Origin of the sequence: Proteiniclasticum sediminis (genome assembly GCF_018128025.1) — a bacterium.
Taxonomy (GTDB): Bacteria; Bacillota; Clostridia; order Clostridiales; family Clostridiaceae; genus Proteiniclasticum; species Proteiniclasticum sediminis.
Genome location: NZ_JAGSCS010000003.1, coordinates 41000 through 56653, shown reverse-complemented (window position 1 = coordinate 56653; position 15654 = coordinate 41000). Strand labels below are relative to the sequence as shown.

The following is a 15654-nucleotide window of genomic DNA, read 5'->3' as shown; positions in this document are numbered from 1 at the left end:
CGAAATAAGGCAGGAAAACGACCAGCGTCGTTTCCTGCCTTATTATCTTATCGGATATCCCGAGCATTGACCAGACCCAGTATGAGCATTTCCAGCAAGGCCATGGAGTCCACGGAAGTGGTCTTCATCATATACTCATGTTCCAGAATCACATCCAACAGCTTGCCGTATTCGCTGTAGCTGATGGCATCGGCAATGCGGGTCATCCTGTCCGCATACCAGGCGCTTCCCGTTTTCAGGGATTTCATGATCTCAGCGGAGCCTGCTTTCTGCTCTGCCAGGGCTTTGATCTTGAAGAGCAGCCGCAGTCTGCTGCCGATGACGCCAATGATCATTTCCGCTTTTTCGCCCCGATAGACCAAATCGTTGACAAGATTCAGAATATCTTTGATGTTTCGGCCCAATCCCCGCTCCGTAAAAATCAGGTCCAGGAGATTCATAATATGCCGTTCATCGGAGATCTCCATGATCTTCAGCACGTCCTCTTTTCGGATCTCACGCCCGGCAGTATAGGCAACCAGTTTGTCGATTTCTTTCTCCAGCTGCAGCGTGCTTCCTTTGAAAACTTCACTGATAAAGGTAGCAAGATTCTTTGGCGGCTCCACTCCCCGCTCCAGGAGGAGTTTCTCCACAAAAGCACTCACACTCCGGGGTTTTAAGGAGTCCACGGCTTCGATGATGCTCTTTGGGCTGATTTTCTTTTTTAACCCATCCAGGTAAAAGTTCTTCTTGTTTAAGTCGTTCTCATACTTGTAGGAACCAATGAAATAGAGATCATCCCGGGGATCTTTCAGATACTCCTCCACCAGCTCCTTCAGGGGCGAACTTCCACTGGTCTCCATGAACTGGCAGTTGGAAAGCTCCACCAGAATATCCTCACTCAGCATAGAATAGCTGGAGAGGGCATTCTGAAGATCTTCCGACGTGCACCGGTTGGCATCCAGCTTGATGTGACTTAGGGAATCCTCTTCTTTTAAGACCTTTTTTCGCAGCTGATCGCGCACCTGAAAAATCATCTGCTCATCTTGGGCATAGAGAAAAAATGCCCGTTTTTTTCCACTGTTCACGATCTCGATCAGTTCTAAATACTCCACTACTTCACCCTCATCACTTTTCTACCCATGAGCATAACCTTCTTCACCCGGTATACGCCGGAAGTATACTCCAGGCGATCCCCGAGGTTCAGCCTCCGGTTGTCGAGATACACCCGGGGAATGCCCCGGGGATTTCCCGAAGGCTCGATGCGTATCGTTCGATTATCCAGTGTCATGACCATGGCTTTGCGCAGAGAAGTCATTCCCTCCTCAGCGATCCTATAATCCATGATATCATAAACCTTCATTTTATGGGTAATCCGAATATAGGGAAGGCCGTATTTGTTGTACAGGCTTACGGAAGTTCCCCAGGGCAAGGTAAAGAGAAGGATCACCAGAAGAAAAACCAGCGCGCGTTTTCGCGCCCCTTTCCGAAGAAAGAGATACAGGGATAATGCGACGCCAACATAGCCAAATACCAAATGCTCCAGATTCAGCACCAGCTTCATGCTTCCCATAAATCGTCCCACATAAGCCGCCAAATCAAAGAAAATCCCCATAAATGGCTCAATTATGGTAGTAAGCACGGGAATGTCCACAACCAATACCCCGATAAAGGAGAAATAGGTGATGATGGTGTAAAGCGGTACCATGAGGAGATTTCCAGGAAAGATCCCCAGGGACAGTTCCGGAGCAAAGGCTAATACCATGGGCAGGGATAAGGACAGGGCACTGAGCGTCATCACCATGGATTCCAGGAAAAGAGTCGGTCCATGAAGAAAATATTTAAGAAGCGGTGGGTGAAAGAGCAGAATTCCCAGGGTAGAGAAATAGGTCAGCAAAAATCCAGGTCGAAAGATGAGATAAGGCTGAAGAAACGCTTGCAGGAAGAAGGCTAAAGCTAGCCCCGTGACGGGATCACCTTCCCTTCGGCAAGCATAACTGACCTCACGGTAGCAGATGGTGAGTACCGTCCGGTATCCGGGAACGGAGCCTATGAAGAACGCATAGAAAAGCATCACCGGCAGTCTTCCCTTTTTCAAGCCCAGGCGTTTTAACGCCATTTCCAATAAGGCAAAATGAAATCCCGAAATGGAGAGAATATGCATAATGCCAAGATTCTCCATATCCTCGCTTCGCCGTTCATCAATCCCCTCGGTTCTTCCCAGGACCAGCGATGCCATGAGACTTCCCCGATCAAATCCATATTTCTCCATGACCTGATCCATGAGATTCTGCTTAACGCGCTGCATTTTGCTGATGCCATCGGAGTGTGCTTTCATTTCCCGGATCTCCACCACTCCTGCATAGCCGCTCCGATGGGGTTCCCGGGCCGTGACCTTGACCTTCCCGGTGAGAACCGTGCCTTCCGGAAAATCTGGCATGGCCTCTTCCAGAAGATACTTTCGGGATCCTTCGGTCACCACGGTGGAACGCTCATACCGGGCGGTGATCCGAAGGTTCACCGGCGCCCCTGTCCCATAATAATGGTCAAGGGAAACCCACGCCAGGAACAGGCCCAGAAGCGCCACAAGCACATACCGTTTCCCCTCTCTCGCCAATCCCAAGGAAATGAGGCCCAGGAGCATGGCCACCAGTCCATAGGACTTCAGGGAGAGCCCGTAGAGGGCGCACAGAAAGCTTAGAACCGTCAGTGCTAGTAAGTGCATTCACGTTCGGCCAAAAGCGTCTGTATGCGCTTTCTTGCCCGTTTTTCCTCCCGGGACACAAAAACCTGGGACCGCTTAATGGCATCCCCGATTTCCTGCTGGGACATCCCGTCATAATAGCGGTGCACGAGGATCTTCTTCTGCAAAGGGGTGACCATCTGCAGAACTTCCTCCACCATGAGCCGGTTGTTCACCTCATCTGTATGGGTCCACTCCGAGTGGCCTTCCCCGTTGGTCTGTCGAACATAATCGATGATGTCTTCTGCAGATTCCATGATCATCCCGTCGCGGTTTCGAAAGTTCAATGATGAGATCGTCATTTCTCTTCGCTGATGTTCTTCGCAAATCCGCTGCACTTCCCCTCGAATCAGGTAGTAGGCATAAGTCACAAACTTGTTGCCAAACTCCGGCTTGTAGTTTTTTACCGCCTTCAGCAGTCCCACACAGCCTGCCTGAAAAACATCCTCCATGTCGGAGGGATGGGGAGAGGCATAATAGTAGTCCTTGATAATTTTGTAAATCAGGGCCTTATTGGCTTCCACCAGCTCCTCTTCCGCCTGCCGGTTACCGTCTCGGATCTCCTCGATGAGTGCTTCATTGCAGTAAATTTTGATCATCCCCTTTCGCGCGTTATGATCTAAAATTACTGGTAAATACGGATTTTCTCAAGGTAATCTCCTCGACAATCCGCTTATATCGGGCTTTACAGGAAAATATCCCTCGAAAACGGGACTGTGATGACTTTTCCCTATTTATTCCGATGTTATTTTAATAATATCTTGTTTTTATTTATTAAAAATATTTATTTTATATATTTAATATTTATTTTGCCATTTCAAAGTTTAATTCCACTCAACATCTGCTTCTCCCGGTGGGTAAAACCTATACGACTCCCACCCTTCATGGAAATCTTGATCAGCCCGGTTGATTCGGTTTTAAATTAAGCGAAAAATTGACGAAAAATTTTTTGCAAAAAAAGAGAGCCGAAGCTCTCTATTCGTGGAATATTAATCCAAATATGTCATGGGATTGACGTGGTTTCCGTTCAACCGGATTTCAAAATGAAGATGCGGCCCTGTGCTGGCCCCTGTGCTTCCAATGAATCCGATGATCTGCCCCTGGGTCACGGTCTGGCCCACCGTGGCATTAAAGCCGCTCAGATGGGCATAGAGGGATGAAATTCCATTGCCGTGATCGATGATCATATAGTTTCCATAACCGGAATGGTAACTTCTCAAGATGACCTTTCCGCCTTTTGTTGCCTTAATACCGGTGCCATAGGATGAGGCGAAATCTACGCCGGTATGGAAACGGATATCCCCGTAAATGGGATGTACGCGGTTTCCGTAGTAGGAGGTGATTCTGCCACTGACGGGCCGAATAAACCCAGTGGAGACTTCCACATTGGATCCTGATCCTGAACCGCCGCCTGCAGCTTCCTCAGCCTTCTTCCGCTCTTCTTCTTCCCTTCGGGCTTTTTCCTGAGCTTCCCGAATCAGACGCTGAATTTCCGCTTCCAGTTCTTCATTTTCTTCCATGATATCGCCGATATTGGTGGAAAGCTGACGCTCTTCCTCCGTCATGGCATTGATCAGGGCTTTCTTTTCATACTCCAGATTTCGCTGTTCTTTCAGTTTCGATTCCACAGCAGCCTTGCTCTGGACGAGGGTGCTCTTTTCTTTTTCCAATGATGCTTTTTCCTGGGTCAAGGTTGTTCTTGTGGTTTCGGCTTCCACTTTCGAAGCTTCCAAACTGGCCTTTGTGGCATCCAGCTCCACGATGATGGCATCAATGGTGGCAATGATCTCATGGTCTTTCTCCGCCATTTTTTCAATAAACATCAGCCGTTCCGTGAAATCGATGATGCTGGTGGATTCCATGAGGGTGAAAATAATATTGCCAAAGGAGTTGTATTTATAGGCAGCCCGGACTCTTTCACTGAGGATATCCTGCTGCGTCTTCAGCTCTTCTTCTTTTGCCTTGATATGGGCAGCCTGAATGGTGATGTTGTTTTCCAACTCCACGATCTTCTGCTCCATGGCGGTGATTTCTCCAGATTTCTTTTCAATCAGACTGCTCTTGACACTGATCTCCGTATTAAGCGCAGCGATTTCCTGGTTAAGGGAGTTAATGGACTGGATCATCTTCTCCAGTTCAGCATTGACTTTCTGCTTTTTATCCTGGATTTCATTTTTTTCCTGATTCAGTTCATTGATCTTTTCTTGGTTTTCTTCAATTTTATCCTGATACTGCCCCGTTTCTGTGGCCATAGCGGTCATTTGAGTGGTCAGTAGAATCGCTGTGATGATCGCAATTATTTTCTTTTTCATACTTCCCTCCTGTTCCTACCGCTAATTTTACACGATCTTATCCCAAAGATTAAGATAAGTGCATAAGTTTCACATTTACAATTTGATCATAATCGAAAAAACGAAGAATATATAGTAAAGTTAGCTAAATTTACATTATATTCACAAAAAAGGGCTTGAATTTCATATTCATGCCCTTTTGTTTTCCTATTTTTTTTATGCGGACTTCTTGAAAATCGTCTTTTCCTTATGACTTCCCGAATGCATGAGCTGAGGAAGCAGCGCAACGATGATTCTTAAGCCCATGATGATCCCCAGGACTAAAAGCTCATCCTTAGTATGGATAATAATGGTCTTCAGCACCTCCGCCGAGAGAAGAAATTCCAAGGCCATACCCAATCCTTTGGCAAAGTCGGTCTTGATCTGGTCGTCTTCCACATGACGGGAGAGAATCCCTTGGATATAGATGACAAACGCTTTTGTCGAGGTCACCACAATGACAATAATTCCCATGAATTCCAAGAGGTAGATCACCGTCGGAAGATAGTGCTCAATAAACTTTGCTAACATTGAAAATCTCCTTTTCATCAATCATTCTTCCTTCATGATAGATGAGAACGATATCGAAATCAATGTGTTTGTTAATTAATTATTAAATTGCCAACGTTCTGCACCTTTCACCAAACAAAGTGCAGTTAATCTTCAAAATCTTGGCAAAAGCGAATTCAGAAAATCCTCTTCACCCACTGAGTTTTGTTCGGAATCTGGGCAATTTTCTCCGAAAAACGGAAGTTCCACTGGGGTTTCCAGTTTAAAGCGATACTCCACGAAAAGCGGTTCTACGCCCTTTATGGGAAGTTTTTTCTGGGCTTCCGCTGCTTTTGCCAAACGCTGGGGAAGCGTACCAAAGCCAAGAAAAAGCCCATGGGAGGATCCTGACTCATGGGGGTTTGGACGGTGAGTATCCAGGAGAACAAAGGGATAGGAGGTCTCCACTTCCAGGGTTCTTCCCGTAAAACGGTGCGTAATTCTTGCCGCTGTCCCTTTTTCCGAAGTCAGAACATATCCGTGATGAAATCCATCGCCCCGCTGAAACTGAGGTTCCTCCGGACTCATTTCCTCCCCGATTTCCCGCTGATACCGAAACTCAAAGGCAGTCCCCCAGGTATCCCGGAGCTCTCCGGAAGGCTTTGCGTCCTCGTCCAGGAACTCCACCGCCGAAGAGCGGAGGAACAGTTCATGGTATTTGACGCTTTCCCGATGATCGCCAGACAGGTTGAACATCATAAAGTGGGAAGGATGAAAGATGGGTTCCGAACCCCCAGGATTCTTATCCCAAATCCGCAGCGTGTGCGACTCCAGCTCCACCAGCAGCTCTTTGGACCATCCCGGAAAGGGGTCCAGGACCAAGGGATCCTGAGACTCTCGCCAGAGTCGAACTCGAGGAGGGTCTTCGGAGATCACCTCTGCTTCATAGGGGGGAAGCTCATCCATCGTCATGCCGCCAAAGGGAGTATCCAAAAGTTTCGGGTGATCTTCGCCAAACGGCTGCGCAAATACCACATTTTCCACTGTACCTTCCAAATCCGGGAGATGAAAAGCCGTCATCAAGCCCCCCAGGGTAACGAAGCTGACTTTCATCTTGTTCCTATTCTCCAGGGTGACTTTTCTGCACGCCTCCCCCAGGTCGTTCATCGGTTCAAATCTGATCCTCATATAGCGCCTCACAGCAGCGAGCAAAGGCTGCCCTTCCCTTCTCATCGTGTTTGAATATGCCGCAGTCCAGGAGAATCTTATGGAATACTTCCCCGATCTCCTGGAAGAGAATTCCTTCATAATTATCTTCCGAAAGATCCTTGTGCCGAAGGAGAATATTCAATGCAAAATCCTTGTGTTTCTTCAGCTCCTCGTCCTGGGCAATGGCTTCCCAATTCCCTAGAAGCATGGGAGCCTTCATGCGCTCAAACTCTTTCTTCAATCGCCCGGGGAGCACAGCCAGACCCATGCATTCAATGAGCCCGATATTTTCCCACTTGATGTGATGGTACTGGGGCTGGGTATGGAATATCCCCGTGGGATGCTGTGCATCCCGCCGGTTGTTCCGCAGAATGAGATCCACCTCATACCTGCCCTTACGGAACCGCACCACGGGGGTTATGGTATTATGCTCTTCCCCTTCCGTGGAGGCGAGAAGATTCACCTCTTCATCGGAATAGGTTTTCCAGCGCTCCAGGATCAAAGCGGCGACCTTCAAAAGCGCTTCCGGCGCACTCCCCTTCAATCGGATCACGCTCATGGGCCAATGGACAATGGACGCTTCCACGCCGGTATTTCCCAAAGAGACCCCCGGCTCTTCCTTGGCCTTGGCCAGCCCAAACTCAAAATTCCCGCCCTGAAAATGGTCATGGGTGAGAATCGAGCCGCCCACAATGGGCAAATCAGCATTGGATCCCATGAGATAATGGGGAAAAAGGGTAACAAAATCCAGCAGCCGGTGGATGGTTTTCGGGGTAATCTTCATGGGTTCGTGCTCCCCCTTGAAGACGATGCAGTGCTCATTGTAGTAGACATAGGGCGAATACTGCATGAACCAGGGCTCCCCCGCCAGCGTCAGGGGAATGATCCGATGATTCTGCCTTGCCGGATAATCCAGTCTCCCGGCATAGCCTTCGTTCTCTTTGCAGAGAAGACACTGGGGATACGCTCCCTGGGCCGTCGTCCGGGCTTTGGCAATCATTCGCGGATCCTTCTCCGGTTTAGACAAGTTAATGGTTAAGTCCAGGGGACCGAAGGGAGTTTCATGGACCCATTTGACATCCTTTGCCACCCGCTGCTCCCGGATATAGTTCGTTGCCCGGGCAAAGTCATAGGAAAATTTTGTGGCAGACTTCGGGGAGATTCCATAGCGTGCCCAGAATGCTTTTAAATATTCCGAGGGTTTGCTGACAAAAACCCCCATGAGTTTCGTGTCCAGCAGGTCGAGGAGTTCATTGGAGTCATTTTCCACTTTCCCCTGTTCCACAGCCCAAAGTCGGATCCGCTGTAGAATGTCTTCCACCGGTTCCTCCAGACAAGGGCCTTCCACGTCCACATAGTGATCCTCATTCAGCACTTCCATCAGTGCATTGGTGGCGTAAATCCGGTCGGCTTCCTCAATGAGCTGCTTGCGGACAGCATAGGAGACCAACCGCTTCACGTCCAAATTGATGTCTATCATACAACACCCTCCTTTTTCACACTTCCTTTAGTATAAAGGAATATCCGGAAATATTAAAGCATCATTCCCTTTCTCCTGGAAGATTTCGAGGAAATAAGCAAGAAGGTATCCCGAATAATCCGAGATACCTTCTTGCTTATTTGGCTAGAGTCTTCTGCTTGTCTTTATTCACTTTGATCACCTTTTGACGGGTGAACTCTTCGCGTTCTTTTTCTTCCAGCGCTTCCGAGATAAACTTGATGTTGGCTTCAAACTCCGGAATCACAATATTCTTCAAGGCGTTGGCGCGTTTTTGTGATTTTCGGATGGCATTGGCCAAGCGGTAAATGCTGTTCTCGATTTCCGCCAAAGTCACCGTGAGCAGCTTTACCTCATAGAAGGAACGATAGGCATAGTCAAACTTGGTGTTTGCCCGTTCCATCCCGTAGGAAAGCTTCAGCGGAGGTTTCGCATAGATGATTTTGGGAATTTCCACGCCCATGACGCTGCGGTACGTGATTTCGATGCCGTTGTCGATGGGAATGGCCTCCGTGAGATCGGTGATGATTCCCAGGGTGGTATTGGCTTCCTGCAGGGCATTGTAGGCTTTGCTGAAGGTGATGGTGATCTTTTCACGCAAAAGCTTCACGTCATCCAGGTGGGTCATCATTTCACGGATGAGGATATTTCGCTTCCGGTCCATGAGGTCATAGCCCACCTTCGCCAGGGCGTTGGACTTCTTGATGGCAATGAGATTACCTTTCGTGGGAAAAACTTGCTTGTTAGGCATGCTTATTCACCGCCTACGGAAAGCTCACGGATGATGGTTTTCTCCCCAAGCCGGAACCTGGAAACCGCCCTTTCATTGTTGTAGAATTCTTCCAGAACTTCTGTGTCCACTCGGTCCAGTTCCGACTTTGGCAGCACAGATAGAAGATCCCAACCCAAGTCCAGGGTTTCCTGAATATCGCGGTTGCTGTCCGGTCCCTGCGAAAGGAAATGGATCTCAAAAAGCTCGCCGAACTCCATGTACTTCTTATCCACTTCACTGAGCTCGTCCTCGCCGATGACCGAAGCCAGGCTTCGCGCATCCTGCACCTTCGCATAGCTGGCGAAGAGCTGATTGGATACGGGGGAGTGATCCTTACGGGTATATCCGGCTCCGATGCCGTCCTTCATGAGACGGGACAAGGAGGGGAGCACACCCACAGGAGGGTAAATTCCCTTCTGATGAAGATCCCGGTCCAGGACGATCTGGCCTTCGGTGATATAGCCGGTCAAATCCGGAATCGGATGGGTAATGTCATCATTGGGCATGGTGAGAATCGGAATCTGTGTCACCGATCCCTTGGCCCCTTCGATGATTCCTGCACGTTCGTACAGGGAAGAAAGGTCAGAGTAGAGATAGCCTGGATATCCTTTTCGTCCGGGAATCTCCCCCTTGCTGCTGGAGAACTCACGCAGAGCTTCGCAATAGGAGGTCATATCCGTGAGGATGACCAGAATATGCATGTCCTGTTCATACGCCAGATACTCCGCCACGGTGAGCGCGCACCGGGGAGCGATGGTTCGCTCGATGATGGGGTCATTGGAGAGGTTGATAAACATGACGACTTTCTCCATGACGCCCGCTTCTTCGAAGGAACGTTTGAAGTAGTCCGCCACGTCATTCTTCACGCCCATGGCCGCAAACACGATGGCGAAGTTCTTTCCATCGCCTTCGGAAATCTTGGCCTGCTTGACGATCTGGACGGCCAGCTCATTGTGGGGCATACCGGATCCCGAAAAGATCGGGAGCTTCTGTCCCCGGATGAGGGTGGTCAGGGAGTCAATGCTGGAGATTCCCGTGTTGATGTAGTTACGGGGATAGACACGGGACACCGGATTCAGCGGCATACCGTTGATATCCGCCATCTTCTCCGCATAGATCTTTCCCAGACCATCGATGGGTTTGCCGGAACCACTGAAGGTTCGGCCTAGAATTTCTTTGGAAAGCGGAATCTCCATGGGTTTTCCCAGGAATTTCGTTTTCGTATTGGTCAGCGAAACGGCATTCGTTCCTTCAAAAACCTGGATGACGACTTTCTTGCCCTCGATCTGGACAACACGGCCCATTTTCGAAGAGCCGTCCTCCATGGTGATTTCTACCATTTCCTCGAAGCCCACATCTTCCACATTATCCAGGAACACCAGGGGCCCATTTATTTCATTTAAACCGATATATTGAAGGCTCATTGGTCTCCTCCTTTCTTCTTACCGGATTTTGGCGATGGCATCATCAATCATATTGAAGTAGCTGTCCAAAAGTCCGATGTTGTCATTGGGCACGTCATATTTCATCTTCGTGACCTTGTCAAAAATTCCCGAATCCAAAAGCATATGAAGGGATTTTCCCGTGGTCAGGTATTCCTTGGCCCGTTTGTTCAGGTAAAGGATCACATCCATCATCTTCATCTGCTTCTGCAGGGGCACATAGGTGTCTTCCTTGTGGAAGGCGTTCTGCTGCAGGAATCCCACACGAATCACCTTAGCCACTTCAATGACCAGCTTCTGGTCATCGGGAAGCACATCGCTGCCGATGAGTTTGACGATTTCCATGAGCTTATTCTCCGCTGCCAAAAGCACGGTAATGTCATTGCGGTTTAGGAGGAACTTGGGGCTGATATTCTTGTTGTACCACTTGGAGAGATCGCCCAGGTATTCAGAATAGCTCTGGTTCCAGTTGATGGCGGAGTAATGACGGATATAGGCCAGCTGCTTGTCCAGTGCCCAGAAGCAGCGGACAAAGCGCTTGGTGTTCTGGGTGACCGGTTCAGAGAAGTCTGCTCCCTGGGGAGAAACGGCTCCGATGATCGTGATGGAGCCTTCGGTCAGATTCAGATTTTCCACATAGGCTGCTCGCTCGTAGAACTGGGAAATCCGGCTGGGCAGATAGGCAGGGAAGCCTTCTTCCGCTGGCATTTCCTCCAGACGTCCGCTGATTTCGCGAAGGGCTTCGGCCCATCGGGAAGTGGAGTCTGCCATGATGGCCACATGGTATCCCATGTCGCGATAGTATTCGGCCAGGGTAATTCCCGTATAGATACTGGCTTCACGGGCTGCCACAGGCATGTTGGAAGTATTGGCGATGAGGACGGTTCGCTCCATCAGGGGTCGTTGAGTCTTGGGGTCGATGAGCTCGGAGAACTCCTCCAGAACCTGGGTCATCTCATTGCCGCGCTCGCCACAGCCCACATAGACGATAATATCCGCATCACACCACTTGGCCAGCTGGTGCTGGGTCATGGTCTTTCCGGTGCCGAAACCGCCGGGGATACTGGCTGTACCACCCTTGGCGATGGGGAACAGGGTATCGATGACCCGCTGTCCCGTAATCAGGGGCACGGAGATGGGAAGACGCCGCTTGATGGGGCGGGCAGTCTTGATGGGCCACTTCTGGATGAGCGTCAGTTCATGGACCTCCCCTTCTGCGTCCCGAAGGCGAACAACCCAGTCCTTCAGCGTGTAGGAACCATTTTCTCTCACCTCGATGACTTCCCCCTTTAAGGTGGGAGAAACCATGAGTTTATGGAGAATAAGCTCCGTTTCAGGAACGGTGCCGTAAACCTGGCCGCCTTCCAGCTGATCGCCCACTTTGACCGTGAGGGTGACCTCCCAGGTTTTGGCCATATCCAAAGGATCCACATTGCTTCCGGCGCCGATGAAGGCTCCCGACTCCGCGGCAATTTCTTTCAGGGGACGCTCAATGCCGTCAAAAATATTCATGAGAATTCCGGGGCCTAAGGTGACTGAAATGGGCATGCCCGTGGGGTATACCGGATCTCCAGGCTTTAGCCCTGTGGTGGATTCATAAACCTGAATGGTGGTGAACTCCTTTTTGATGGAGATCACTTCTCCCAGCAGCTGCTTATGTCCCACATAAACCATTTCCAGCATGGCGAAGGATGTGGTGTCCTTGACGGTGACCACGGGGCCATTGATGGAATAAATAACATTATCGTTCAAAATATCACCTCTTTGCATGTTCTGCAATGCCGTGTGAAAAGCTAGCCAATGATGAGATTCGAATTGGCGTAGAACTTCTCCCGTTCTTCATTAAGTGTTGAATCAAAGGTCTCATCCACAATGATGCGGTCCTTCTTGACTTCCAGACGGAATCCGCCCAGTTCAATCTGGGGATCCACAGTACCCTGGGTCCCTTCGCTGAAGCTACGGAGAAGTTCCGGGAGAAGAGACTCGTCCCGTTTGCCCACAATAAGCACGGCGTCAGCACGAAATCGCTGGGCCAGTTTACGGGTTTTCTCCCCCATCATGGTCTTGTAATCGTCCGTGGCCGCGTAGGCCAAGAGTTTATTTCGGACATCGGCGAACAGTCCTTCCGTCAGCTCCTGACGCTTCGCCATGAGCCGTCGGTTATTGTCATCGGCCAGCCTGCTGAGGGAAATGGCATGATCACTGTCGATCTCTTTAAGCTCCTGATCCACGATGATCTTCGCATTGAGTTTCGCCGTCTCTTCCAGCTCGGTCACCACTTTATTCTTGATCTTTTCGATCTCTCGCCGAACCTCTTCCAGCTCTTTCTCCGATACTTTTCGGATTTCCTGCTTGAAGTAGGCTTCCAGCTCCTCTAAGGTATTGTATTGCATTGCTTTCACCTCATAGCTTCACGCCGATGGCTTCGCTGACATACCGGTCGATGGTTTCTCCAATGTTGGACTCCCCATGACGATCCGGTACTTCAACGATGAGCGGCTTCAGCTGTCGTAGTTTTAATTCAGAAATGACCTCGGGACAGGTTTCAATGAGCTTTGTGGTGATCATCACGATGGCGATCTCCGGATCATGCATGACCCGTTCAAGTTCCTTCAGGACATCTCGTCGTTCATGGACGACCACACCCTCGATTCCTGCCAAACGCATTCCCATTTGGGTATCAATATTGTCACTGATGAGGAAAAATTTCATGGAAACCTTCCTTTCTGCTTACAGCTTGTTGATGATCAGGATGGAGATCAGCAGACCGTAAATCGCAACACCTTCACCCAGTGCCACGAAGATCAGGGACTTACCGAAGTTTTTCTCATTTTCGGAGAAAGCACCGATGGCGGCAGGGGCTGCGGCAGCAACGGCGATACCTGCGCCAAGGGCAGACATACCGGTGGCCAGGGCAGCACTGATGAAGCCCAGACCTTGGGCGATGGTACCGGTGATTCCGGCAGTTACCACAGCTTCTTCAGCAGCAAATACGGAAACATCGCTGAGGGAGAAAATGATCGAAGCGACGATGACGGCGAAGAACGAGAAGACATGGGTGAGCAGACGACGCTTTGCGGATTTGGCTGTGGCCTTCCCGCGGAAGACATTCACCAGGGGCAGTGCAATGAGGACGATCAGCGCCAGGGGCAGAAATATTTCAATTGAATTCAACATAGGAATTTCCTCCATTTTTTATATCGTTTCTTTTAAAGATTTGAACGGAATACCGGAACCGGTGTAATAGCGGGAGAACATTTCATAGAATTCCAGACGCAAGACCTGAATTCCCACAATAAGTCCTTCCAGAGCCATGACAAAGAGGTTTCCGAAGACAAAAACCACAGGACTGGCGGAACCCGCCATTTCCATGAGGCTGGACACCACCAGCATCATGCCCGCATGGGACAAGACAAAGCCGGCCACACGCATGTAGGACATGGTGTTGGTGATATAGGAAAGGATGATCTCAAAGAGTTCAAAGAACGCCTCCGTAAAGAAGCCGCCAAATCCATTGGGGAACATCGCTTCATGGTGCAGCTTCCGCTCAATGGGTTCCTTAAGGAACATGAGCAGCAGCGGGACCGCCACAAAGAGAATCAGCGTCAGCGTATTGAAGGGATTGAACACACCACCCAGCATCAGCCCGGCACCGCCAAGGACAAAGGTATACATGAAGAGCCCGGCAATGCCATTATGGGACATCACCATCTCGGCATAGTGCTGTTTCTTGAAATTGATGTAGATGTTGATGCCAATGGTGGCCACAATGAGGACAGAACCAATGGCGATGGCCGCCAGAAGCAAGGTCATGGTAAAGCCGGGATCCATAACATGGATGGGCTTTCCGGGAAGTCCCAGGATATCCGTATAGAAGGGAGTGAGAATTTCCTCGTTTCCGAAAACTGATCCATAAAGCAGACCAAAGAGTGCGGAAGAAAGTCCAATGCGGATGCCCACAGCACCCAGTTTCATTCCCTTAAATCGATACAGGAGATATCCCAGTAAGGACAGCAGCAGGCCCTGGCCCAAATCGCCGAACATGATCCCAAAGAGCATGGTATAGGTGAAGGCCACAAAGGGGGTCGGGTCGATGTCCTTATAGGCTGGAACCCCGTACATTTCCACAAACATGCCGAAGGGTTTGGAGAACCAGCTGTTTTTCAGCTTCGTCGGCGGTACAAGACGCTTGTCATTTTGTGCAGGCCGAACTTCGATCTCTACTTTGGGAAGATCCGCGAAGGTTTTTTCCAGCTTCTTGACATCGGAAGCGGCGATGAACCCCGTGATGGCAAAACGCTCCCCGAAGCCCAAAACATATCTTCGGGCCTCAAAGACTTTGCTCACATGCTCCAGCACTGCAGTAAACAGGGAGTAACGCTCCTGGGTTCGCTCCAGAAGGCTTTGCTTTTCTTTGTTCAGCTTTTCCACGCTGGCCTTCAGGCTGTCGATCTCTTCCTGTAGGTTTTCCTTGGCCTTTTCCGGAGTGCCATGGACAAAATCCGGAATATGAATTCGCTCGAAATAAAGAGAGGTAAAGACGTTGTCCACTTCCCGCTCATAGCTGTTGGTGGTCATGTAGATGCCCCAGCTGTAATTGGTGTCCTCACTGAAACTGTTCCAGACAAAGGGACGGTTATTGTAAAACTGCAGCTTGGTGACACTGTCCAGGGGCAAGCGGCCTACTCGGGACACAATATACCTGCAGGAAAAAATGTCATCCAGAGAAACATCGAGATTTTCGATGTTTTTTACCTGAATGAGAGCATCTTCATCCTCTCGGATGAGCTGCTCAATTTCCTTGATCTGAGAGTTGATCGAATCATACTTATCATGGGTTTTCTCAATAAACCTGCTGATTTGCGCCAGGTCGCAGTCCTTGACATCAACGGTTTGTTTCTTGATGACTAACCCCATATCCTCTTCCACTTCCTTGATGCGATTGAGCATCTTCAGATAAGGATTTTCGTAATATAAGGTGGTTAGGCCATGCACACTGCCGGCCAGTTTGCTGGCCGGTTCCGGATGAAAATCATCCATTTCAATGAATCTGGCCAGTACTTCGTCAAGACTTTCCAAATCCGAGACGATATTGACCAGTTTCATTTTAGAAATCGCCATTAAAGTTCCTCCTTCCTATGACATCGCTGTATGTGGTCGTGATTCGGTGACTTCTCCTCCTCGAGCCCTCA

Annotated in this window: 14 protein-coding genes; all 14 read right to left on the bottom strand. The window is 49.6% G+C overall.

Going from position 1 to position 15654, the window contains the following annotated elements; translation table 11 throughout:
* Nucleotides 1-47: 47 nt before the first annotated feature.
* Nucleotides 48-1094: a DNA polymerase III subunit delta gene (gene holA / locus KCG48_RS03310; RefSeq protein ID WP_211799883.1), complete on the bottom strand. Its 1047-nt coding sequence runs from the start codon at nt 1092-1094 to the stop codon at nt 48-50.
* Nucleotides 1094-2704 (bottom strand): ComEC/Rec2 family competence protein, encoded by a 1611-nt coding sequence (locus KCG48_RS03305; RefSeq protein WP_211799882.1) that lies wholly within the window; start codon nt 2702-2704, stop codon nt 1094-1096. Before KCG48_RS03305 ends, holA begins: the two co-directional genes overlap by 1 nt.
* The gene (locus KCG48_RS03300) at nt 2692-3321 is read right to left on the bottom strand and encodes a sigma-70 family RNA polymerase sigma factor (protein WP_211799881.1); all 630 of its coding nucleotides are present in this window, start codon (nt 3319-3321) and stop codon (nt 2692-2694) included. Before KCG48_RS03300 ends, KCG48_RS03305 begins: the two co-directional genes overlap by 13 nt.
* A gap of 390 nt (nt 3322-3711) precedes the next feature.
* Nucleotides 3712-5034, bottom strand: a complete 1323-nt coding sequence (locus KCG48_RS03295; protein WP_230976984.1) for a murein hydrolase activator EnvC family protein — start codon at nt 5032-5034, stop codon at nt 3712-3714.
* A 195-nt stretch (nt 5035-5229) separates the two neighbouring features.
* Nucleotides 5230-5583: a DUF1622 domain-containing protein gene (locus KCG48_RS03290; protein ID WP_211799880.1), complete on the bottom strand. Its 354-nt coding sequence runs from the start codon at nt 5581-5583 to the stop codon at nt 5230-5232.
* Between the two features lie 132 nt (nt 5584-5715).
* Nucleotides 5716-6729, bottom strand: a complete 1014-nt coding sequence (locus tag KCG48_RS03285) for an aldose epimerase family protein (RefSeq protein WP_211799879.1) — start codon at nt 6727-6729, stop codon at nt 5716-5718.
* On the bottom strand, nt 6713-8230 hold the full coding sequence (locus tag KCG48_RS03280) for a UDP-glucose--hexose-1-phosphate uridylyltransferase (protein WP_211799878.1): 1518 nt from the start codon (nt 8228-8230) through the stop codon (nt 6713-6715). The genes KCG48_RS03285 and KCG48_RS03280 overlap by 17 nt, the downstream gene beginning before the upstream one ends.
* 136 nt (nt 8231-8366) lie before the next feature.
* Nucleotides 8367-8999, bottom strand: coding sequence for a V-type ATP synthase subunit D (locus KCG48_RS03275; protein ID WP_211799877.1), 633 nt, complete (start codon nt 8997-8999; stop codon nt 8367-8369).
* 2 nt (nt 9000-9001) lie between these two features.
* The gene (locus tag KCG48_RS03270) at nt 9002-10444 is read right to left on the bottom strand and encodes a V-type ATP synthase subunit B (protein WP_211799876.1); all 1443 of its coding nucleotides are present in this window, start codon (nt 10442-10444) and stop codon (nt 9002-9004) included.
* 18 nt (nt 10445-10462) lie between these two features.
* Entirely contained in the window at nt 10463-12214 is a 1752-nt protein-coding gene (locus KCG48_RS03265) for a V-type ATP synthase subunit A (RefSeq protein WP_408004692.1), read from the bottom strand.
* A gap of 41 nt (nt 12215-12255) precedes the next feature.
* Nucleotides 12256-12855, bottom strand: a complete 600-nt coding sequence (locus tag KCG48_RS03260; protein WP_211799874.1) for a V-type ATP synthase subunit E — start codon at nt 12853-12855, stop codon at nt 12256-12258.
* 10 nt (nt 12856-12865) lie between these two features.
* Nucleotides 12866-13174, bottom strand: coding sequence for a V-type ATP synthase subunit F (locus KCG48_RS03255; protein WP_211799873.1), 309 nt, complete (start codon nt 13172-13174; stop codon nt 12866-12868).
* A gap of 18 nt (nt 13175-13192) precedes the next feature.
* A complete protein-coding gene (locus tag KCG48_RS03250; RefSeq protein WP_211799872.1) occupies nt 13193-13639 on the bottom strand; it encodes an ATP synthase subunit C in 447 nt (148 codons plus the stop codon).
* 18 nt (nt 13640-13657) lie between these two features.
* Nucleotides 13658-15583: a V-type ATP synthase subunit I gene (locus tag KCG48_RS03245; RefSeq protein WP_211799871.1), complete on the bottom strand. Its 1926-nt coding sequence runs from the start codon at nt 15581-15583 to the stop codon at nt 13658-13660.
* Nucleotides 15584-15654: the final 71 nt, after the last annotated feature.